The sequence below is a fragment of the Citrobacter telavivensis genome (assembly GCA_009363175.1).
GTDB classification, from domain to species: Bacteria; Pseudomonadota; Gammaproteobacteria; order Enterobacterales; family Enterobacteriaceae; genus Citrobacter_A; species Citrobacter_A telavivensis.
In genome coordinates, this window is sequence record CP045205.1 from 3,204,707 (window position 1) to 3,225,688 (window position 20,982).

General features: G+C 51.9%; 20 protein-coding genes and 1 pseudogene. 8 read left to right on the top strand and 13 right to left on the bottom strand.

The features are described from left to right. Positions 1-55 precede the first annotated feature (55 nt). The 3 genes from GBC03_17545 (at position 56) to GBC03_17555 (ending at position 3,340) form a co-directional block, all read left to right on the top strand. Positions 56-979, top strand: coding sequence for an IS5 family transposase (locus GBC03_17545; GenBank protein QFS71879.1), 924 nt, complete (start codon positions 56-58; stop codon positions 977-979). A 188-nt stretch (positions 980-1,167) separates the two neighbouring features. Further along, on the top strand, positions 1,168-2,787 hold the full coding sequence (locus GBC03_17550) for a phosphoethanolamine--lipid A transferase MCR-9.1 (GenBank protein ID QFS74049.1): 1,620 nt from the start codon (positions 1,168-1,170) through the stop codon (positions 2,785-2,787). 76 nt (positions 2,788-2,863) lie between these two features. Then, positions 2,864-3,340 (top strand): cupin fold metalloprotein, WbuC family, encoded by a 477-nt coding sequence (locus tag GBC03_17555; protein QFS71880.1) that lies wholly within the window; start codon positions 2,864-2,866, stop codon positions 3,338-3,340. A gap of 212 nt (positions 3,341-3,552) precedes the next feature. Here GBC03_17555 and GBC03_17560 read toward each other — a convergent pair whose 3' ends face one another. The 4 genes and pseudogenes from GBC03_17560 to GBC03_17575 all read right to left on the bottom strand — a co-directional run bounded on the left by GBC03_17560 (position 3,553) and on the right by GBC03_17575 (position 7,606). After that, a complete protein-coding gene (locus GBC03_17560) occupies positions 3,553-4,902 on the bottom strand; it encodes a sensor histidine kinase (GenBank protein ID QFS71881.1) in 1,350 nt (449 codons plus the stop codon). Continuing rightward, the gene (locus GBC03_17565) at positions 4,878-5,546 is read right to left on the bottom strand and encodes a response regulator (GenBank protein ID QFS71882.1); all 669 of its coding nucleotides are present in this window, start codon (positions 5,544-5,546) and stop codon (positions 4,878-4,880) included. The genes GBC03_17560 and GBC03_17565 overlap by 25 nt, the downstream gene beginning before the upstream one ends. Before the next feature lie 193 nt (positions 5,547-5,739). After that, positions 5,740-6,765: an AAA family ATPase gene (locus GBC03_17570; protein ID QFS71883.1), complete on the bottom strand. Its 1,026-nt coding sequence runs from the start codon at positions 6,763-6,765 to the stop codon at positions 5,740-5,742. Beyond that, a pseudogene (locus GBC03_17575) lies at positions 6,698-7,606 on the bottom strand (IS481 family transposase). Before GBC03_17575 ends, GBC03_17570 begins: the two are co-directional and overlap by 68 nt. On the opposite strand from GBC03_17575, the gene GBC03_17580 reads away from it, so the two are divergent. Continuing rightward, complete coding sequence (locus GBC03_17580) at positions 7,527-7,712, top strand: hypothetical protein (GenBank protein QFS71884.1); 186 nt, start codon at positions 7,527-7,529, stop codon at positions 7,710-7,712. The pseudogene GBC03_17575 and the gene GBC03_17580 overlap by 80 nt on opposite strands. Here GBC03_17580 and GBC03_17585 read toward each other — a convergent pair. Continuing rightward, the gene (locus GBC03_17585) at positions 7,658-8,362 is read right to left on the bottom strand and encodes an IS6-like element IS26 family transposase (GenBank protein ID QFS71885.1); all 705 of its coding nucleotides are present in this window, start codon (positions 8,360-8,362) and stop codon (positions 7,658-7,660) included. The two genes, GBC03_17580 and GBC03_17585, sit on opposite strands and share 55 nt — an antisense overlap. 153 nt (positions 8,363-8,515) lie before the next feature. Here GBC03_17585 and GBC03_17590 point away from each other — a divergent pair, with 153 nt between their 5' ends. From GBC03_17590 to GBC03_17600, 3 genes are read left to right on the top strand one after another with little or no spacing between them, the layout of a single operon-like run. Continuing rightward, positions 8,516-9,529 carry an IS110 family transposase gene (locus GBC03_17590; GenBank protein QFS71886.1) on the top strand — a complete coding sequence of 338 codons (1,014 nt, stop codon included), beginning with the start codon at positions 8,516-8,518 and terminating at the stop codon, positions 9,527-9,529. A gap of 36 nt (positions 9,530-9,565) precedes the next feature. Continuing rightward, positions 9,566-10,270 carry an IS6-like element IS26 family transposase gene (locus GBC03_17595; protein ID QFS71887.1) on the top strand — a complete coding sequence of 235 codons (705 nt, stop codon included), beginning with the start codon at positions 9,566-9,568 and terminating at the stop codon, positions 10,268-10,270. A gap of 55 nt (positions 10,271-10,325) precedes the next feature. Next, complete coding sequence (locus tag GBC03_17600; GenBank protein QFS71888.1) at positions 10,326-11,564, top strand: starvation-sensing protein RspA; 1,239 nt, start codon at positions 10,326-10,328, stop codon at positions 11,562-11,564. Between the two features lie 203 nt (positions 11,565-11,767). Here GBC03_17600 and GBC03_17605 read toward each other — a convergent pair whose 3' ends face one another. After that, on the bottom strand, positions 11,768-12,133 hold the full coding sequence (locus GBC03_17605; protein QFS71889.1) for a hypothetical protein: 366 nt from the start codon (positions 12,131-12,133) through the stop codon (positions 11,768-11,770). Positions 12,134-12,224: 91 nt separating this feature from the next. Between GBC03_17605 and GBC03_17610 the strand changes: the two genes are divergently transcribed. After that, complete coding sequence (locus GBC03_17610) at positions 12,225-12,983, top strand: trans-aconitate 2-methyltransferase (GenBank protein QFS74050.1); 759 nt, start codon at positions 12,225-12,227, stop codon at positions 12,981-12,983. A 70-nt stretch (positions 12,984-13,053) separates the two neighbouring features. Here GBC03_17610 and GBC03_17615 read toward each other — a convergent pair whose 3' ends face one another. The 7 genes from GBC03_17615 to GBC03_17645 form a co-directional block, all read right to left on the bottom strand. Continuing rightward, a complete protein-coding gene (locus GBC03_17615; GenBank protein QFS71890.1) occupies positions 13,054-14,001 on the bottom strand; it encodes a hypothetical protein in 948 nt (315 codons plus the stop codon). 173 nt (positions 14,002-14,174) lie between these two features. Beyond that, the gene (locus tag GBC03_17620) at positions 14,175-15,626 is read right to left on the bottom strand and encodes a tagaturonate reductase (GenBank protein ID QFS71891.1); all 1,452 of its coding nucleotides are present in this window, start codon (positions 15,624-15,626) and stop codon (positions 14,175-14,177) included. Between the two features lie 106 nt (positions 15,627-15,732). Continuing rightward, positions 15,733-16,260: a GNAT family N-acetyltransferase gene (locus tag GBC03_17625; GenBank protein ID QFS71892.1), complete on the bottom strand. Its 528-nt coding sequence runs from the start codon at positions 16,258-16,260 to the stop codon at positions 15,733-15,735. Between the two features lie 75 nt (positions 16,261-16,335). After that, positions 16,336-17,772, bottom strand: a complete 1,437-nt coding sequence (locus tag GBC03_17630; protein ID QFS71893.1) for a diguanylate cyclase — start codon at positions 17,770-17,772, stop codon at positions 16,336-16,338. A 193-nt stretch (positions 17,773-17,965) separates the two neighbouring features. Beyond that, positions 17,966-18,325: a DUF4186 family protein gene (locus GBC03_17635; GenBank protein ID QFS71894.1), complete on the bottom strand. Its 360-nt coding sequence runs from the start codon at positions 18,323-18,325 to the stop codon at positions 17,966-17,968. Next, a complete protein-coding gene (glsB, locus tag GBC03_17640; GenBank protein ID QFS71895.1) occupies positions 18,325-19,251 on the bottom strand; it encodes a glutaminase B in 927 nt (308 codons plus the stop codon). The genes GBC03_17635 and glsB overlap by 1 nt, the downstream gene beginning before the upstream one ends. Before the next feature lie 63 nt (positions 19,252-19,314). Beyond that, a complete protein-coding gene (locus GBC03_17645; protein QFS71896.1) occupies positions 19,315-20,904 on the bottom strand; it encodes a HAMP domain-containing protein in 1,590 nt (529 codons plus the stop codon). Positions 20,905-20,982 lie beyond the last annotated feature (78 nt).

A 20,982-nucleotide genomic window follows, 5' to 3' on the forward strand; every position in this document is an offset into this window, starting at 1 on the left:
TTTTGCTGAGTTGAAGGATCAGATCACGCATCTTCCCGACAACGCAGACCGTTCCGTGGCAAAGCAAAAGTTCAAAATCACCAACTGGCCCACCTACAATAAAGCCCTCATCAACCGTGGCTCCATAACTTTCTGGCTGGATGATGAAGCTATTCAGGCCTGGTATGAGTCGGCAGCGCCTTCTTCACGAGGCAGACCTCAGCGCTATTCTGACCTTGCCATCACGACTGTGCTGGTCATTAAACGCGTATTCAGGCTGACCCTGCGCGCTGCGCAGGGCTTTATTGATTCCATTTTTTCTCTGATGAACGTTCCGCTACGCTGCCCGGATTACAGCTGTGTCAGCAGGCGGGCAAAGTCGGTTAATGTCAGTTTCAAAACGCCCACCCGGGGTGAAATCGCACACCTGGTAATTGATTCCACCGGGCTGAAGGTCTTCGGTGAAGGCGAGTGGAAAGTCAAAAAGCATGGCCAGGAACGCCGCCGTATCTGGCGTAAGCTGCATCTCGCCGTTGACAGTAAAACACATGAAATCATCTGCGCTGACCTGTCGCTGAACAACGTTACGGACTCAGAGGCCTTCCCCGGGTTAATCCGGCAAACCCACCGGAAAATCAGGTCAGCCGCCGCCGATGGCGCTTACGATACCCGGCTATGTCACGATGAACTGCGGCATAAGAAAATCAGCGCGCTTATCCCTCCCCGAAAAGGTGCGGGTTACTGGCCCGGTGAATATGCAGACCGTAACCGTGCAGTGGCTAATCAGCGAATGACCGGGAGTAATGCGCGGTGGAAATGGACAACAGATTACAACCGTCGCTCGATAGCGGAAACGGCGATGTACCGGGTAAAACAGCTGTTCGGGGGTTCACTGACGCTGCGTGACTACGATGGTCAGGTTGCGGAGGCTATGGCCCTGGTACGAGCGCTGAACAAAATGACGAAAGCAGGTATGCCTGAAAGCGTGCGTATTGCCTGAAAACACAACCCGCTACGGGGGAGACTTACCCGAAATCTGATTTATTCAACAAAGCCTCGTTAAGGTTAACCTAAGATTTCAGAATGATAATCTCTGCTTTGCAGCGAATAAGGCAATCATAATATTAGATTGAATTGTTGTAATTATCATCAATGTTTTTACTGGTTTACTATTTTCCGGAGGTGTTAATGCCTGTACTTTTCAGGGTGAAAGTTATTCCGCTGGTTTTACTTCTGGCAATGATCTTTGCGTTTTTACTTAACTGGCCAATATTGCTGCATTTTTACGAGATTTTGTCGCATTTAGAGCATGTCAAAATTGGTTTTGTCATTTCTATTCCCTTTGTTCTGGTTGCGGCGCTTAACGTTGTTTTTATGCCTTTCTCAGTTCGTTTTCTGCTGAAACCTTTCTTTGCTTTACTGTTTATCACTGGCTCACTGGTCAGTTATTCGACACTAAAATATAAAGTAATGTTTGATCAAACGATGATTCAAAACATTATTGAAACTAACCCCCAGGAAGCGCATTCCTATCTTAATGGCTCAATTATTATATGGTTCGTCTTTACCGGTATCCTTCCTGCCATCCTCCTTTTTTCAATAAAAATTCAATATCCTGAAAAATGGTATAAAGGCATTGCTTACCGTTTGCTCTCCGTGCTGGCATCGTTGAGTTTGATTGCAGGTGTTGCCGCACTTTATTATCAGGATTATGCCTCTGTCGGCCGCAATAACTCGACATTGAATAAAGAGATCATCCCGGCGAACTACGCTTACAGCACTTTCCAGTATGTTAAGGATACGTACTTTACGACTAAAGTGCCTTTCCAGACGCTGGGGAATGATGCTAAACGCGTCGTCGCTCACGAAAAACCCACGCTGATGTTCCTGGTGATTGGCGAAACGGCACGCAGCCAGAATTTCTCGATGAACGGTTATTCGCGTGATACCAATGCCTTTACCAGCAAATCCGGCGGCGTTATTTCGTTTAAAAATATGCATTCCTGCGGTACCGCTACCGCAATATCCGTTCCGTGCATGTTCTCGAATATGAATCGCACCGAGTACGACAGTAAAAAAGCATCTAACAGTGAAAATTTCCTCGACATCGTGCAGAAAACCGGTGTCTCGCTGTTATGGAAAGAGAACGATGGCGGTTGTAAAGGCGTATGTAGCCGCATCCCGACTGTCGAAATTAAGCCTAGTGATAACCCGAAACTGTGCGATGGCAAAACGTGCCATGACGAGGTGATGCTGGAAAACCTTGATGATGAAATCGCCAAAATGCCAGGTGATAAGCTTGTCGCCTTCCATATCATTGGCAGCCATGGACCGACTTATTACCTGCGTTATCCGGCTGAGCATCGCCACTTCATGCCCGAATGTGCACGTAGCGATATCGAAAACTGTACTCAGGAACAATTGGTCAACACCTACGACAACACCCTTCGTTATACAGACTATGTATTAGCTGAGATGATTGAAAAGCTAAAAAATTACAGCGATCAGTACAACACCGTGCTGCTTTATGTGTCCGATCATGGTGAATCATTGGGCGAAAGCGGGCTATATCTGCACGGCACGCCGTACAAACTGGCACCGGATCAGCAGACGCATATTCCGATGCAGGTCTGGATGTCACCGGGCTTTATCGCCGGGAAACACATCAACATGTCTTGCCTTGAAAATAATGCGGCGAAAAAATCATATTCCCACGACAACCTGTTCTCATCGATTTTGGGGCTGTGGGACGTAAGCACCAGCGTCTATAATCCTGACCGCGATTTGTTCCGCGAATGCCGTGGCTAATCGATTGTTAGTATAACAAAAAGCCTTACGGCAACCTGGTTGCCGTAAGCTGCAAGAATGCAATAAGGCTTATAATATGAAACAACTTACTTTCAACGACCTACGCAAGCAAAGCGCACAAGCCGCAAATTCCCCCCGCTTACGTGCCCATCATAATTTCCACCCTGAATTGAGCGACCCGGTGCAGCGTCTGGCTATTGCTATGGAACCGGGAACTTATGTTCGCCCTCATCGCCACCCGCATACTTTTGAACTGCTGACATCCCTTACCGGTCGCTTTTTGGTATTGAACTTTGATGACCTGGGTAACCTGACCCAGCGCGTCGTGTTAGGTGAGGACTGTAAAGTGCTGGAGATGGATGCAGGCACCTGGCATACCGTATTGTCACTGGATGAAGGCGGCGTTATTTTTGAGGTAAAACACGGTAGGTACCAGCCTGTTGCTGATCAAGATGCCGCCCCATGGGCCCCCGCCGAAAACGAGCCGGGAACTGCAGAGCTGATGAAATGGTACACACAGGCGCAAGTAGGTGATGGCGGATATCCGCGGTAATTAATGCGTTGCACGGAGTGCCATTCTCTCCTTCGCGCCAACTTCAAAGGCTAAGACGCTTCCTCCCAAATCACCTACTCGTAAACCTGTGGCAAGAGTAGAAAATCATCTTATGCAAATAACAGGCAATATCCTTACCGAGGTCGGGATGCAGGCAAAACACCAGCAGAACGCAAAGTATCTCCAGTAAGAGTACAATTTTCATCTACATTTTATCGCGCAGATTGCAGTGGCAGGACAATGCTGACCAGTACGCCTGAGGTAAACTGGCTGGCAGGGGCTAAAGTAACTTTCCCACCCAGCCGCGTGACGCATGCTTTGACTATCGCTAAGCCCAACCCAGAGCCGGGTTGGGTCACGCCTTCAGGGCGATAAAATGCATCGAACACGCGCATCCTTTCTTCTGCGGCAATACCGGGACCGTTATCTTCAACTTTAATGATCGCTTCGTGCTGCGATACCATCACGCTGAGATCAATTTGTCCGTGTTCCGGTATATAGCGGATTGCGTTTTCTACCAGATTTTTCACGATAATAGTGAGTGTGTATTTATCGGTGTAAACCAGCTGACTCGCACTGGCAGTTTCCAGTACGCCAATATCAATACTTTTTTCCAGAGCAAGTGGATGCAGGGATTCAATCACCTCCCTGAATAACTGTGTAATGAGCAGAGGCTGATTATTTCCTTGCCGCGTATTTTGCTGTTCGCGGGCAAGCAGAAGCAGCTGTTCTAACAAGTTTTTGGTTCGGCTTAACCCTTGTTGCAGGCTGTTCAGCCGGAATTGCGCTTCGGGCGACATTTCGCTCGCCGACAGCCGCTCCGCCTGTAGCGACAATGCCGTTAGCGGGGTACGTAACTCATGGGCCGCATCGGCGATAAAACGTGACTGTGTCTGCATGGCATCGTTAACTTTGTGCAACAATTTATTGATACCACCCACAAATGGACGAATTTCATCAGGAATGGCATCTTCAGGGAACGGCGTCAAATTGCGTTCATCTCGCTGATGCACCTCATCGGCAAGGAGTGAAACGGGGCGAAAGGCTTTCCGGATCAGATCAGTCGCAACCAGCAACAGTATCGGCAACAGCAGACTGAGCGGGATCAACGTGCGCAGTGCGCTTTCAAATGAGATTTCGTCGCGTACGTCAAGCTGCTGACCAATGGCGACCAATTGGGTGGGTGAAAGTCGATGCACCAATACACGATACGATTCTCCGCCGGAAATTACGTTCTGAAAACCTTCATGCATGGGCGTTTCCAGCTGAAAAGTGGGGTCGCGGGCCTGCAGGGAATTACCGTTTTCCGATATGAATTCCACCACCACTCGGGAATCATTATCACCATCCAGTTGCTTAACAAGAGTCTGCGAGTCAGGGTTGTCATATATCACACTGGCGATTTGGGTCAGGGTGCCATCCTGTAGTTCATGGGCTTCGTCGAGTGCAAAATAGAAGGTAAGACCACAGGAAATAACTGCGGTAAATAAAATGGCGACGCTCAGGGCTACCGAGAGCTGTAGCTTCAGAGAGTTTTTCACTCGCTTTTGGAAACCAGCCATCCGACCCCCCTGACATTTTTGATGGCATTCCGGCCGAGCTTTTTACGTAGAGCGTGGATGAAATACTCAACAGCGTTACTTTCAATCTCATCCCCCCAGCCATAAATACGGTCTTCAAGATCGCTGCGAGAGAGAATACCGCCGGGGCGCTGCATGAGTGCTTCCAGAAGAGCATACTCGCGCTTCGAAAGTAAAAAGTTCTCTCCGCTGGCCAACAAACACACTTCGTGACTGACCGGGTTCAGGCTGAGCACACCGTTACTCAGCAATCGATCACTGTTGCCGTTATGTCGTCGCAAAACAGCGCGTATCCGCGCGAGCAGTTCGCTGAACTCGAACGGTTTAATTAGGTAATCGTCTGCTCCACTGTCGAGGCCGTGAAGTCTGTCCGTAAGGGCATCCCGCGCGGTGACAATCACCACCGGTACGGATGATCCCTGACGGCGAAGTGCGTTCATGACGCTAAAGCCGTCCTGTCCCGGCAGCCCAAGATCCAGGAGCACAATGTCATAATGCTGCGCGAAGCAACTGGCCAGCGCATCATTGCCATTTTTCATCCAGTCCACCGCATACGACGCATCGCGTAACGAATTCGCCACCACGTCGCCGATCATCAGATCATCTTCAACCAGTAAAATTCTCATCGCGTTGATAATCCCTATGTGTAGTGGCTCGCAATCGAAATCCCTCCGACTCGCAATCAGCGCATATTTCGGCTCACATTAACTGCAAATGAAAAACGCCCCCGACTCACATTAAGTGACAATGGGCTCGCAATCAGCCAGACGGACTCGCAATCCAGTCCGCCGGGCTCACAATAACTGCAAATAGACATCGTCATATCGGTAGGCCGACCGCCAACATTCTGTCGCGTAGCTCGGCTGTGCGGGCAGGGTCTAACTGATTGTTAAATAATGCCCTGATTTCAGCAGGTTTTGCATCAAACTGCTCCACCATATCTTTCAGCCGGTAACCATGCCGCGTGAGTGTCGGTTCCAGGTCATCCAGTTGACGTGACAGTACGGATTCAACCAGCGTGGCGGTAATCGGCTTTTCACCTGTCTGGTATCCTGCTTCCATCGCCAGCGTCAGGTGCAACTGGACCTGCAGCGGTGTACGAAGTTTCATCGCCAACAGGTCAACTGCTTCGGTCGTCAGAATATCTTCCGGCTTACCCTTGCCGGTGCTGGTTTTCAGCAACCACTGGATATATTCGCGCTGGCTGCCGGTGATCCCGTCCAGCGTAAAAATATCGGTACGATAACCGATTTCCTCCATCGTCGGACGACGCAGGTCATTACGCAGTTTAGGGTGACCTGCCAGAACGACAGATAGCCGTCCTCCGCCGTCTTCAACCACTTCCATCAACCGTTTGAGCCCCGTCAGTGTATTACCGTTCAGGTCATGCGCCTCATCAACAAACAGCGCCACCGGGCGTTTACCTTTTTTGACCAGCTCCTGCAGTTCCCGCTCGCGACGTTCACCCTGCTTGGGGATCTGCACCTGCTTATCCTGCGCCAGGTCGTAAAACAGGGCGTTAATCAGCGTGGCGAGCCGGACACTCTGTTTGTCGACCGACAGGGAACGGGCGACAATGATTTTGTTTTCATCCATCAGTTGCTGCTGCAGGCGTCGCAGAGTGACTGTTTTGCCACTTCCGACCACACCACAGACGGCTATCAGACGCCCTTCGCGTATCGCCCCTTTAATGTCTTTCATCAACTGCTTATGGTGAGCAGTTTCATAATACCTGGCCTGTTCAATAGACTGCGTCAGCCCATAATGCTCCATCACTTCAACCCGCATGGTCTTCTCCTGGTTGTCTGTTACGAAAATAGTCTCTGATGCGGGCGAGTACTTCATTACGGTTTAGCGTCTCAGCCAGAATACTGTCGATAAACGCCCGGTCTTCATCCGGCATTCTGGCCAGCGGAATGGCCAGATCGTCGGCAATAGCCAGTTTTGCCGCAATAACGGTGGGAAAGTGGTATTCAAATTTTCGGGCATCAAAGGGCTGATGTGGCAATTCATCAATGCGCTGCTGGGTGTCATCACTGACCACGCGGAGATCGCTTCCGGACAACGCGCTGATGGGGATGTTCAGCTGTCTGGCCAGAGCATGAATACGATCGGCCCGTTCAGCCGCTTTGCCACGCCTGAACGTCCGATAACGGTGTAGTGGCACAGGCCCCGATACCGGATAATAAGGCCCCCATGTTTCACCGGTAAACTCCACATACATCTCTTCGTCAAACAACCCCCACAGCAGAATGACGATTTCCCCCGCCATATCCGGTTCAACTTCCCATGCGGTGCCGTCTATCGTTACCCGCGCATCAACACCCACCTTGCGGGATTCCGGCTCCCGGGCGAACCGACCGTATTGTTCCCAGCTGCACATATCTCTCACGCCGTCCCGGGGGATATTTGCCAGCCAGTCCTCCAGGCGCGAGTGTTTCTCGCTGCGGTGTTGCTGCGCATTGTAACGACTCAGATAGTTCCAGAGCCATTCGTTGGCCTGCAGCTCCGTCTCCGGTTTATGGAAATGGTACAGGGTTTCATGTGCCTCTTTAACGGTCCTGAAAGGACGCTCTACTTTACCTTTGGACCGTGCCGTTGTCCGGGTGCCATCCTTACCTGCCGGTGTATGCGTCAGCCAGTCAACTTTCAGGGACTGCATCACATTCTGGAATACATGGCTTTGGCACTGTTGCAAAGTTAGCGATGAGGCAGCCTTTTGTCTTATTCAAAGGCCTTACATTTCAAAAACTCTGCTTACCAGGCGCATTTCGCCCAGGGGATCACCATAATAAAATGCTGAGGCCTGGCCTTTGCGTAGTGCACGCATCACCTCAATACCTTTGATGGTGGCGTAAGCCGTCTTCATGGATTTAAATCCCAGCGTGGCGCCGATTATCCGTTTCAGTTTGCCATGATCGCATTCAATCACGTTGTTCCGGTACTTAATCTGTCGGTGTTCAACGTCAGACGGGCACCGGCCTTCGCGTTTGAGCAGAGCAAGCGCGCGACCATAGGCGGGCGCTTTATCCGTGTTGATGAATCGCGGGATCTGCCACTTCTTCACGTTGTTGAGGGTTTTACCCAGAAACCGGTATGCAGCTTTGCTGTTACGACGGGAGGAGAGATAAAAATCGACAGTGCGGCCCCGGCTGTCGACGGCCCGGTACAGATACGCCCAGCGGCCATTGACCTTCACGTAGGTTTCATCCATGTGCCACGGGCAAAGATCGGAAGGGTTACGCCAGTACCAGCGCAGCCGTTTTTCCATTTCAGGCGCATAACGCTGAACCCAGCGGTAAATCGTGGAGTGATCGACATTCACTCCGCGTTCAGCCAGCATCTCCTGCAGCTCACGGTAACTGATGCCGTATTTGCAGTACCAGCGTACGGCCCACAGAATGATGTCACGCTGAAAATGCCGGCCTTTGAATGGGTTCATGTGCAGCTCCATCAGCAAAAGGGGATGATAAGTTTATCACCACCGACTATTTGCAACAGTGCCCCTTAACGAATGGAAGGGACTTCCCCTGGATATGCGCCTGATTAACTCTTGTGCAATCATGGGGTAAACATAGCCCCGGAGGGATTCGTTATGACCATCACGACTGTCGGTATCGATCTTGCTAAAAATGTGTTCGCTGTTCACTGCGTTGACCAACACGGTAAAACTGTTCTGGTTAAACCCAAAGTATCGCGTGCTGCCCTTCCTGAGCTGATTGCCAGTTTACCTCCCTGTGTTATCGGGATGGAGGCATGCTCCGGGGCTCACTACTGGGCAAGGTTGTTTCGGCAATATGGTCATGAACCACGGCTGATGGCTGCTAAATTTGTATCTCCTTACCGCATGGCCGGTAAATCAGGCAAAAATGATGCAGCTGATGCTCAGGCTATCTGTGAAGCAGTTCGTCGCCCGCATATGCGGTTTGTACCAGTGAAGGATGAGAGCCAGCAGGCGATGCAATGCCTACACCGTATCAGACAGGGTTTTATCGAAGAGAAAACAGCAACATATAACCGATTGAGAGGTTTGATATCGGAATTCGGTGTCATCGCCCCACAAAGTACAGATGCCCTGCGTCACATGGTTTCTGAGCAGAAGAGTTCTTTGCCACTTCAGGTTCAACAATGTGTTAATGACCTGCTGGAACACATTGATCGTATTGAAGATAATATTACTGAATATGACCGGATTTTGTCCCGCATGGCAAAAACAGATCACCGCAGCCAGCGATTGATGGAACTGAAAGGGATTGGTCCCACAACGGCCTGTGCGCTGGTCGCCAGTATCGGTAATGCACACGATTTTAAAAATGGGCGACAACTGGCAGCCTGGCTGGGACTAACGCCATCGCAGTACAGCAGTGGTGGGAAATCAAAGCTTGGCAGGATAACTAAAGCTGGCGATTCGTATCTGCGAACGCTACTGGTTCAGGGGGCTCGTTCGGTTCTGATTGGTGCCGAGAAAAGGACTGATTTATTCAGTCGTTGGGTCTGTTCACTGGTCGATCGCAGAGGATACTGGCGTGCCGTTGTAGCCATCGCCGCCAAAAACGCAAGGCTGTGCTGGGCATCATTGCATGGCACTGTTGCAAATAGTCGGTGGTGATAAACTTATCATCCCCTTTTGCTGATGGAGCTGCACATGAACCCATTCAAAGGCCGGCATTTTCAGCGTGACATCATTCTGTGGGCCGTACGCTGGTACTGCAAATACGGCATCAGTTACCGTGAGCTGCAGGAGATGCTGGCTGAACGCGGAGTGAATGTCGATCACTCCACGATTTACCGCTGGGTTCAGCGTTATGCGCCTGAAATGGAAAAACGGCTGCGCTGGTACTGGCGTAACCCTTCCGATCTTTGCCCGTGGCACATGGATGAAACCTACGTGAAGGTCAATGGCCGCTGGGCGTATCTGTACCGGGCCGTCGACAGCCGGGGCCGCACTGTCGATTTTTATCTCTCCTCCCGTCGTAACAGCAAAGCTGCATACCGGTTTCTGGGTAAAATCCTCAACAACGTGAAGAAGTGGCAGATCCCACGATTCATCAACACGGATAAAGCGCCCGCCTATGGTCGCGCGCTTGCTCTGCTCAAACGCGAAGGCCGGTGCCCGTCTGACGTTGAACACCGACAGATTAAGTACCGGAACAACGTGATTGAATGCGATCATGGCAAACTGAAACGGATAATCAACGCCACGCTGGGATTTAAATCCATGAAGACGGCTTACGCCACCATCAAAGGTATTGAGGTGATGCGTGCACTACGCAAAGGCCAGGCCTCAGCATTTTATTATGGTGATCCCCTGGGCGAAATGCGCCTGGTAAGCAGAGTTTTTGAAATGTAAGGCCTTTGAATAAGACAAAAGGCTGCCTCATCGCTAACTTTGCAACAGTGCCAAAATTACCAATGTAAAAACGATTCTAACGGCGCCCGGCGGAATTGACCTGGCGGTCGTTAAGATTGAGACCAACGAGCCGGGACTGTATGGTCTGGGATGCGCAACATTTACCCAACGTATCTTCGCGGTAAAAAGTGCGATCGATGAGTACATGGCCCCTTTTCTGATGGGTAAAGATCCGACGCGTATTGAAGATATCTGGCAGTCGGGTGCGGTGAGCGGTTACTGGCGCAATGGACCTGTCATGAACAATGCGTTGTCCGGTGTGGACATGGCGCTGTGGGATATCAAGGGTAAACTGGCGGGCATGCCGGTTTACGACCTGCTGGGTGGCAAATGTCGCGATGGGATCCCCCTGTACTGCCACACCGATGGTGGCGATGAAGTCGAAGTGGAAGATAACATCCGCGCCAGAATGGAAGAAGGCTACCAGTATGTTCGCTGTCAGATGGGCATGTACGGCGGCGCAGGGACCGACGACCTCAAACTGATCGCCACACAACTGGCGCGTGCGAAGAACATTCAGCCGAAGCGTTCACCGCGTAGTAAAACGGCCGGTATCTATTTTGATCCGGACGCCTACGCAAAAAGCGTTCCGCGCCTGTTCGAGCATTTGCGTAACAAACTCGGCTTTGGTATCGAATTTATCCATGATGTGCATGAGCGCGTGACGCCGGTGACCGCGGTTAATCTGGCAAAAACGCTCGAACAGTATCAGCTATTTTATCTTGAAGATCCGGTCGCACCGGAAAATATCGACTGGCTTAAAATGCTGCGCCAGCAGTCTTCAACACCGATTTCTATGGGTGAGCTGTTTGTGAATGTGAATGAGTGGAAGCCGCTCATCGATAACAAACTGATCGACTATATTCGCTGCCACGTGAGCACCATCGGCGGGATTACGCCAGCGAAGAAACTCGCCGTCTACAGCGAACTGAACGGCGTACGTACTGCATGGCACGGGCCAGGAGACATCTCCCCGGTCGGGGTCAGCGCTAATATGCATCTTGATTTGAGCTCGCCGAACTTTGGCATTCAGGAGTACACGCCAATGAACGACGCGCTGCGCGATGTCTTCCCTGGCTGCCCGGAGATAGACCAGGGTTATGCGTACCTGAACGATAAGCCGGGGCTGGGTATCGATATCGATGAAGCCAAAGCAGCAAAATATCCGTGCGAGGGAGGGATCCCGTCCTGGACAATGGCGCGTACGCCTGACGGTACGGCCTCAAGACCGTAAATCCGTAAATCCGTAAATAATGATGACCCGGTTGATGATTGCCGGGTCGTTTTAACTGTCTTTCAACCTCTGCTCATCGCATGACATCTACTCTCCCTTCTTCAATGTATAGCGTTTAGATATACATTTGCTACGGTCTCTGGCCCATACCGCCGCAATGCCGCCGAATCAGTTCCCGTAGTGGTACGTCCTGTACGGCTGACTCACCAGGCTTCTGGCTCTCTTAGCATATGGACGATGTTGCACGGATTCATGATCCAGCCGCCGTTGAAGCCGTCGGGTAACGGCTCTACTGCATCACAGCGTACGACGCCGCATTGTTCGGCGTATTCTTCTGCGGCACTGAAATGGGGCGTGAATAATTCCAGCCAGAGTTCAGCCTGACTGAGTCCCGGCGCTTCATCAATCCAGAGTTTGTTCGGTCCGAGTTCGAATCCGACCGCTGGCGGCTTATCGGTAATTTCAGGCAGCTCAATAATGTTCCGATAAAAATCAATCGTCTGTTGATACTGATGTGATGGCACCTTCATCGCGATGTCTATACCACCTCTGATATCTGGTTTATTCATAAGGAATTTCCTTACCGATGGCGGGCAATACTAAACTAGTATAGTTCATACGGTGTGCCCGCTTAGCTAACCCATCACAGGAGAATTGATGATGTCCGACTGGAATCCGGCGCTATATATGCAGTACGGTGCAGAACGCTCAAGACCCGCCGCTGAGCTGCTGGCCAGAATTCAACTTGAGCATGTCTCTTCTGTGGTGGATTTGGGTTGCGGGCCCGGTAACAGTACGGCGTTACTGCAACAGCGCTGGCCTGGCGCGAGTATTACCGGCGTGGATACCTCCCCGGCGATGCTGGATGAGGCGCGAAATGCCTTGCCTAATTGTCATTTCGTTGAAGCAGACATTCGTCAGTTTCAGCCCGTTACGCCGCCCGATGTCATTTACGCAAATGCCTCACTGCAGTGGATCCCCGATCATTATGAGTTATTTCCCCGGCTGGTCGCCCTGCTTAAAGATAATGGCATTCTGGCCGTTCAAATGCCGGATAACATGCTTGAGCCTTCGCATGTGCTGATGCGGGAGGTGGCTTATGAACAGGATTATCCAAATCGTGGTCGCGACGCCCTGCCCGGCGTTCACGCGTATTACGACATTCTGAGCGAGGCTGGATGCGACGTGGACATCTGGCGCACGACCTATTATCACAAAATGCGTTCGCATCAGGCGATCATTGACTGGGTCAGCGCGACGGGATTGCGCCCCTGGCTGCAGGATCTGAATGCACACGAACAGCAACAATTTCTGAATCGCTATCATCAACTGCTACAGGAGCAATACCCGCTGCAGGAAGATGGCCAGATACTGCTGGCATTTCCCCGCCTGTTTATGGTTGCGCGTCGCCAGTCCTGATCTCAGTCTCTCAGTGTACTGACCGCTTTCCTGGCGGCCAGTTTTGCTTCCTGTTTCGGTCTGTCACTCTTTACGTCAACTGGTAGTGTTTGTCCGGCATCCGTTTCGGCGGAATGGCCGATTCATCATTCATCTGCAAGAGGTCAATTTCGATAGCGTTGCAAATGGCATCAAGGGGCAAATCATTATTTTCGGTGCCGAATGGATCCTCCAGCTCTTCTGCCAGCGCGTCCAGAGAAATAAAAGTGTAGGAGATGAGTACCGAAATAAAGGGAGTCATGTAGTGCAGGTCAACCACCAGGGCAAAAGGCAGCATGATGCAAAACAGATAAACCGTACGATGGAGGATCAGCGTATAGGCAAACGGCACGGGCGTATTGGCAATTCTTTCGCATCCGGCAAGCACGGCGGACATGTCGTTTAACCGATTGTTCAGACTATGAAATAAGATATCCGATAGCTGTCCGTCGCGTCGACGCGTCGCCAGCCATTCCCCCATCATCAGCAAAATTCGGTTTGCCGGAGAGTGAGCAGCAAACACGCGCTGCAGATCTTCCGCGCTAAGATACTTCGCTATCGGCCCAGCCTGTGGTTTGCGCCGCAGCGTCATGCGCAGGCAGTGAGCAAAGGCGATTTGTAGGCGGACAAACTGCCCTACCTCGCGGTCATCCGGTAAAACCGTTTTGACCTCCCGCAGCAACGAACGGGAAGCGATCATCAGTTGCCCCCAGAGTTGACGCGCCTCGACATAACGGGAGTAACAGGCGTTATTGCGAAAGCCCAAAAAGATAGCGATCGCCACGCCGAGTATGCTAAACGGTGCGAGAGTAAATTTGATGCCCAGCATCGTGTACCACGGCAGCAGGACGATCACGGCAATAGACAGCAGGAAATTGAGCAGTAAACGAGAAGAGATTTTTGCTAACACGGAACCATGCCAGACGAATATCAGGCGTAACCAGTGCTGTTGTGGACGAACGATCATGACGGTGTTCTGGAAAGAGACGAATCTGACCATTAAACGTGATCTGGATCAAACATTCAAGCGAGTTAAAAGTGACATTGTCACTGGCTTAATGCTGGACGGGCTCTTTTCAGCGCAGGACTTACAGACGGGATAATTAGTTAACTACATTGTATGTTGTAACTACATAGTTCTGCTAAGAAACCCGGCCTTAGCCGGGTCCTGTATTAGCACAGCGGTTTCACCGCTTCGCGCATTCCCTTCGTCAGAATGGCATCGAGATCGGCCGTCACCTGCTCAACCAGCCCCGCCACCTTCGTCAGGTCTTGCTCCCAGTGCGCTTCTACTGCCAGAACGTTACTCACCAGTTGCTGAGTACCGATCTGGCGATCGCCATGCTGGCTCCAGAGCTGTTGGAAACGGGTTAGCCAGTGCGCATCATCCTGAACCGGATAAGATTCCCCGTTACGCTCACCGCGATAAAACGCAATCAGCGCGGCTAAGGCGAATGTCAGACGAGCCGGCAGTTTGCCGTTCGCCTTCTGCCCTGCCAGTAACTGCGGGAGAATACGGGTACGGAATTTGGTCATCCCGTTTAGCGCAATCGACAGCAACTGATGCTTGATGTACGGGTTGCGGAAACGTCCGGTTACCGCGCTGGCAAATGATTCCAGTTCATCACGCGGCAGATCGAGAACCGGGATGATCTCGTCATAAATCGCTTTTTCAACAAAGGCGCAGATCTCTGCGTCATTCATCGCCTCGCCGACCGTATCCAGTCCGGCCTGGAATGCCACCGGCACCAGCGCGGTGTGTGCACCGTTGAGGATGGCGACTTTGCGCTCTTTATACGGTTTGATATCGTCGACAATCAAAACGTTAAGCGGATATTTGTCGAGACGCAGTTCTGCGGCCAGTGATTTCGGCCCCTGAATGACAAACAGATAGAAGTGTTCGGCGGTATCGAGGAAACCATCGTGATAGCCAAGGTCAGCTTCCAGCTGCGCCGCTTCATCGCGCGGGTAACCGGTGACGATACGGTCCACCAGCGTAGAACAGAAGACGTTTGCCCGATCCAGCCAGGTAATAAATGCCGCAGGCAGCGCCCACTCCTGCGCATAGCGCAGCACCAGTTCACGCAGCGCATCACCATTATAATCAATCAGTTCGCAAGGGATGATAATCCAGCCTTTATCCTGCGCGCCGTTGAAATGGCTGTAGCGTTCGAACAGCAGACGCGTCAGTTTCGCCGGATAACTTACCGCCGGCGCATCATCAAATTTATCGCCAGCGTGATAGCTGATGCCCGCTTCCGTGGTGTTAGAGAACACAAAACGCATCTCAGGATTGTGCGCCAGTTTCAGGAACGCATCGTAATCACCGTAAACGCTGATTTCACGATTCACTGAACGAATCAGGCGGGCATCGCTGACGGCTTCTCCCTGTTCATTCAGACCACGAATGATTGTGGTGTAGAGGCCATCCTGTGTACTGAGTGACGGTGGGAATGTGCTTTCAATAGGTCGAACAATGACCACACCAGAATTCAGATCGGTATGTTCATTCAGGAGATCTACTTGCCAGTCAACAAAGGCGCGAAGGAAGTTACCTTCACCAAACTGAATAATGCGTTCAGGATAGTGAGCACCGGGAAAATCGCGACGGTTAAGTGTTTTCACAATGGGTTCCCTTTCGATTAGTCATACAACCTGATTAAATTGGTAGAACAGGTTAGCAAAACTTTACGAGAGTAAAACCCTGTTTTGATCAATTCATGACGACTATTTATAGAGATTTATAGAAAATCGTGGTGCCGGTCAGCTTTCCATCAGGCATCAGCGCATAGTTCGGGATCTCACCCGCTTTGAGCCAGCCACAAGAGTGGTAGAACAACTCAGCATCGCTTCCCGTTGCCGTATCCAGCACCAGCTGTGTTTTGTGCTGTTGTGCTGCGCTCGCTTCCAGCGCCATCATGAGCTGGCGGGCAAGTCCCTGACGACGGGCGCTGGAGTGAACGAGAAGTTTCGCGACGTCCGCGCGATGAGGTTGATTTTCCGGTTGCTGGACAATGAGTTGAACCGTACCGACAATTACGCCAGAAGCGTTGTCGACCGCAAGAACGACGCGCTCTCCTCTACTCACGCTTTGCGCGACGCCATGCCAGAACGCACGCGCTTTTGACGGTTCAAACGGTAAAACAAAACTGACCGATGCGCCGCGCGTCACGCAGTCGATCAGGACGTCACAGAGCTCATCAATTCTTGCCTCGATGGCTCCTACGTCCAGCACATAACAGGGTTTTGATGGGGGCATGTTGTCTCCTTAAATTGAGACAACACCATGCACTTAACATTGTGATAACACAACGGGGAATAACATAGGATATTGTTATGCCAGATCGCTTTCGGTAAAGACTGCACTGCCGGACCGGCGGTCGCTGGTACGATTTCGGCCTTCGTTCTTCGAACGGTAGAGGCACTCATCCGCTTCAACCATCAATTTGTTAAATACGTCCGTCAGCAAATGGGGGCCGATACTGCCGTTCCCCAGGCCAATGCTCACCGTCATATAGATGTTCTGCTGGTTCCAGGTGAAGGGTTGCTGCGCCACCGCTTTACGGATGTTTTCCGCCAGAAGCATTCCCTCTTCAGGGTGCGTCGAAGGTACCACGACGACAAACTCTTCCCCTCCCATACGCGCCACCAGTCCCCGGTCACCGACAATCTGCTGAATACGCTGCGCAAACACGCTCAGCACCAGATCGCCACATTCATGGCCGAAGTTGTCATTGATGCTCTTGAAATAGTCGATATCCAGCAGCATGACGGTAATATGCTGTGAGCGCGGATATTCCTGCCGCTTCAGCGCTTCATAGAGTCCGGAACGGGAATAGACCTGGGTGAGAAAATCGAAATCGGCGCGCAGGGAAACCTGCTTCATCAAGGAATTAATCGCCGCTACGCTGACTGAAACCATAATGGGACAAATCGCCATCGTGGCAATTCCCAGTCGTGCAGAGAACATCTGCGGCGTAGACAATGGCGACTCCACCGCGATATTGATAATCGAATTTGCCACCAGCACGATTTCAACGGCACCGGTAAGAAAGGTCAGCAGACAGGTGACCTGCGGCGTATAACGTACCGCACACCAGATCAGCGCCGGCAGCGGAAAAGCCAGGCTTCCGGCACCGCCAATAATGACCGACGCCAGTACCGAGATAATTAACGCCGCCACCGGCATCAGTTGTTCAGGCTTAAAGCGTTTGACCGCACCGGGAATACCCAGCGTCAGCATACAGGGCACAATCAGCACCCCTGTCGAAAATTGTTCGCTAAACCAGTCAGCAACCAGCGGCCAGAATGAAAGTCGGTCGATGCCAACGGACCCCATCGCCCCCAATATTGCGCAGAGCAGCGCCGCTACCAGACAGTAATTAAATAAACGTAAGGCACTGATGGGCTCATATTTATTTTTCCCCAGTCGTTTATCGCGGATCACCAGTTGGGCGACAACCACGATAAACACCATGTTGGAGAGATTAATGACAAGCGACACCCAACCCCATTCGGTGGTGATCGCATCATAACCCAACATCGCAACGTAGCTGACGGCATAATAATGCAGTTTATTAAGCCAGACATAGCGGGCAAAAACCCCGGCGATCACGCCGTTTAGCGGCCAGAACAGAGAAAGTTCATGCACCAGACGCAGTTCCGCACCAATAAAGTAGAACAGTGTCGTTAAAGCAAAAATAGCGCTGGCGTTACGCAGTGGATGGCCTTCCTGAAACAACCGGAAAGACGGAATGTGGAGTGCGTGCATTAAATATCTATCCATATAATTGCCGTTGGCAATTATCTCTGGGTAATGATTATATTATTTAAGAGAATAGCATGAATTATTCTCAAAGATAGTCATCCCCCGCTGCGTTAACCTATTATTTTGTTAAATCCCCCACCATTAACCCTGGTTATTAAATGGGTATTTTCAGGGGGCGGTTGTAACCATTTAATTATTACTGTTTATTCATTTGGATAACTAACCAGTGATGGATAACAGCGACCACATACCGTTGTTGCTCATCGCTCAGCGGCTGTCCCTGCGCGATATTATGCCATTTAGCAAGACAACCGCGACAGCAGGTCGCCGTGGCGTGCTGGGCGATAAACACCGGATGACCGCGCATCGGCGTTTGCTTGCCATCATTGACAGGCATCGCCGGAGCAAGCCGCTGCGCCACAAAATCCGCAGCATGCCTGTCGATAACCTCAGCCCCTTTATCCCAGCAATACTGTCTCTCTTTTGTTCCCAGACGAAAACGGGAACGAAACGTTGAGCGCGACAGACGGGCAAAAAGTGGATCAAACGAGTTCATCAGTACACTGAGCGTCCTAATCGTTGAGTGAGTTGTTCCAGAACCGCAATGCCTGCCAGCGAATTACCGGTTGGATCCAGTTCCGGGCTCCAGACGGCGATCGCCATCTCATGCGGCACAATCGCGACAATTCCCCCACCAACGCCCGACTTCGCGGGTAAACCAACGCGCCACGCAAACTCTCCGGCGTTCTGATACATTCCGCTGGTCGCCATCAGCGCATTGATCTGTCGCGCCTGCATCGGCGTCACCACGGGCTCATCGAGATGAAACGCTTTTCCCTGGTTAGCAAGAAAGACAAAGGTCTTCGCCAGCTCCACACAGCTCATTTTCAGCGCGCAGTAATGAAAATAGTTTTGCAGGACCGTCGTGACGTCATGGTGAAAATTGCCGAAGGATTTCATCAGCCAGGCGATGGCGGCATTGCGGGCGGAATGTTCGAACTCCGAACGGGCCACCACCGCATCATAAGCGATATCGGCCACGCCGCTCAGCGCCCGCACGACTTCCAGCATACGTTGACGCGGTGCGCTGAGTCGTCCCTGCAACATGTCGCAGACGACCAGCGCCCCGGCATTAATAAACGGATTGCGCGGGATGCCGTGTTCCATTTCTAACTGTACCAGCGAGTTAAACGGCGAGCCGGACGGATCTTTCCCCACCCGTTGCCAGATCTCATCCTCTGAATAGTGACGCATCGCCACCACCAGACTGAGCACCTTCGAAATCGACTGAATGGAAAAGCGTTCTGTCGCATCTCCGGCATGCCAGAGCTGTCCCTCCACGGTGCAAATCGCAATACCCAGTCGGGAACCCTCAACCGAAGCAAGCGCAGGAATATAATCCGCCACGTTGCCCTGACCAATCAGCGGGCGAACCTCTGTCAGAATGGTCTCTAAAATTGAATTGTCCAGGGTGATTGCCACACCACACTCCTTGCCTGCCGGTCTGAAAAGGGCTGCGAGTATAGCAGAGCTAAATACCTCGCGTCAGGCCGGAAGACGGAATCTCGCCACGGCGTGAATCAACTGATGCGATTCATTATGCAACTGCCGTGAAGAGGCCGATGCGGTATCCACCAGCTCGCGGGTGTCGCGGGCAACCAGATTCAGCGCCTGCAACTGACGCGTCATCTGGTGGATTCGGGTTCCCTGATGCAGCGTTGCGGCTGAGATATCATTCAGCGAGGCGCCCAAATTCTCCACCAGTGCGATCACCTGTTGCAGATTTTCTTCCAGATGCGTCACCGCACTCGACCCTTCTTCTATTCCCTGCAATGAATGATAGATCAGCGCCTGAATATCCTGCGTAGACTGACTGCTCTTGCGCGCCAGCAGCCCCACTTCTTTTGCCACCACCGCAAAGCCGCGTCCTTGCTCACCGGCATGGGCGGCTTCAATGGCCGCGTTCAGCGCCAGGATGTTGGTCTGGAAGGCGACGTTATCAATCAGCGCAATAATCCCGCGCATCTCTGCCGATCGCGTCACGATCGCCTGCATCGAACGATTCACCGTGTCCATCATTCTGTCACCGCCAGCCGCAATGGTACGGGCTTCTTCCGCACGCTGATTCGCCAGTTGGGCAAACCCGCTGTTATCTTCAACGTGCGTTTCCAGCACAGAAATATGCGAGGTAACGTTATTCAGCTCCTCGTTCTGTTTTTCGGACTGTTGATACAGGCGCGTATTGTTCTGCGCCAGCCTTTCGATATTGTCGGCCATCGCCGTGGTCGCCTTGCTGACCTGTCGGACTAACTCGCGCAGTCCCTGCTGCATCGAACCGATACGCACGTGGAGTTGCGACACTTCCCGGTTCGCCCCGGACACTGCGGGAAGCGGTTGTGAAAGATCGCCAGCCGCCAGAATGTCGATGAACGCTATCAGCCGACGCAGCGGAGAAATGACCCAGCGCGACATCCCCCACCAGACCGCAACCGCAATAGCCAGCAGCACCCCCGGCAGTACCAAAAACAGATGCTGGAGATCCAACAGGCGATCCAGCAACTGCTGCCGTCCGCTTTCCCGCGCCTGCGCGCTGACCTTTTGCACTCTGGCATAGTTATCATTGAAGTCGGCCTGAAATGCCTGAATGGGCACGGCGAAGAACGCATCAATCGACTGCGTCTGGCTTAATCCTGCCACTTGTTCCTGAATGCCGCCGCTAAAGCGCTGATAGCTGTCGACCAGCCCGTCGTCCGCCTGCGGGTTCATCTCGCGCCACGCCTGCCATGCGGTTGTCGACTGGGTTAACGCCTGTCGGGCTTCGTCGATCAGCGGCTGCCAGCTTCCTTCAGAACCCGTGGCGGCGTCCTGCATAAAGTAGACCCCCGCCCGGTTGAGCAGATCGCTGGCCGTCAGTAGCGCAATCCGCGCCTCTTCGACCTTTGTCTGCTGACGCAACGCCAGTTGGTTACGCTGTTCATTTTCCCGGGCCTGGCTAACTGAAAATGACAGCATCAGTGACGAGGTCAGTTGCAGTACGGAAAACAACGCAATGATGCAAAAAATCCCGGTCAACAGGCCAAACTGCTGCGGTAAAAAACGGCGCGCCTGGCGACGTAAAGTTTGAGTTAAGTTCATAATATTCTTCAGTATCAACACGTTAATCGCGAGTCTACGAAGCGTAAATGACAAAACTATGGCGGAAATGTGACAAGA

What these genes read in the sequence shown, in the direction of transcription:
- GBC03_17610 (QFS74050.1), top strand. Translation starts at nt 12,225, where the DNA reads ATGTCCGACTGGAATCCGGCGCTATATATGCAGTACGGTGCAGAACGC.
- GBC03_17625 (QFS71892.1), bottom strand. Translation starts at nt 16,260, where the DNA reads ATGCCCCCATCAAAACCCTGTTATGTGCTGGACGTAGGAGCCATCGAG.
- GBC03_17605 (QFS71889.1), bottom strand. Translation starts at nt 12,133, where the DNA reads ATGAATAAACCAGATATCAGAGGTGGTATAGACATCGCGATGAAGGTG.
- GBC03_17630 (QFS71893.1), bottom strand. Translation starts at nt 17,772, where the DNA reads ATGCACGCACTCCACATTCCGTCTTTCCGGTTGTTTCAGGAAGGCCAT.
- GBC03_17565 (QFS71882.1), bottom strand. Translation starts at nt 5,546, where the DNA reads ATGAGAATTTTACTGGTTGAAGATGATCTGATGATCGGCGACGTGGTG.
- GBC03_17570 (QFS71883.1), bottom strand. Translation starts at nt 6,765, where the DNA reads ATGAAGTACTCGCCCGCATCAGAGACTATTTTCGTAACAGACAACCAG.
- GBC03_17595 (QFS71887.1), top strand. Translation starts at nt 9,566, where the DNA reads ATGAACCCATTCAAAGGCCGGCATTTTCAGCGTGACATCATTCTGTGG.
- GBC03_17560 (QFS71881.1), bottom strand. Translation starts at nt 4,902, where the DNA reads ATGGCTGGTTTCCAAAAGCGAGTGAAAAACTCTCTGAAGCTACAGCTC.
- GBC03_17645 (QFS71896.1), bottom strand. Translation starts at nt 20,904, where the DNA reads ATGAACTTAACTCAAACTTTACGTCGCCAGGCGCGCCGTTTTTTACCG.
- GBC03_17635 (QFS71894.1), bottom strand. Translation starts at nt 18,325, where the DNA reads ATGAACTCGTTTGATCCACTTTTTGCCCGTCTGTCGCGCTCAACGTTT.
- GBC03_17585 (QFS71885.1), bottom strand. Translation starts at nt 8,362, where the DNA reads ATGAACCCATTCAAAGGCCGGCATTTTCAGCGTGACATCATTCTGTGG.
- GBC03_17615 (QFS71890.1), bottom strand. Translation starts at nt 14,001, where the DNA reads ATGGTCAGATTCGTCTCTTTCCAGAACACCGTCATGATCGTTCGTCCA.
- GBC03_17590 (QFS71886.1), top strand. Translation starts at nt 8,516, where the DNA reads ATGACCATCACGACTGTCGGTATCGATCTTGCTAAAAATGTGTTCGCT.
- GBC03_17555 (QFS71880.1), top strand. Translation starts at nt 2,864, where the DNA reads ATGAAACAACTTACTTTCAACGACCTACGCAAGCAAAGCGCACAAGCC.
- GBC03_17550 (QFS74049.1), top strand. Translation starts at nt 1,168, where the DNA reads ATGCCTGTACTTTTCAGGGTGAAAGTTATTCCGCTGGTTTTACTTCTG.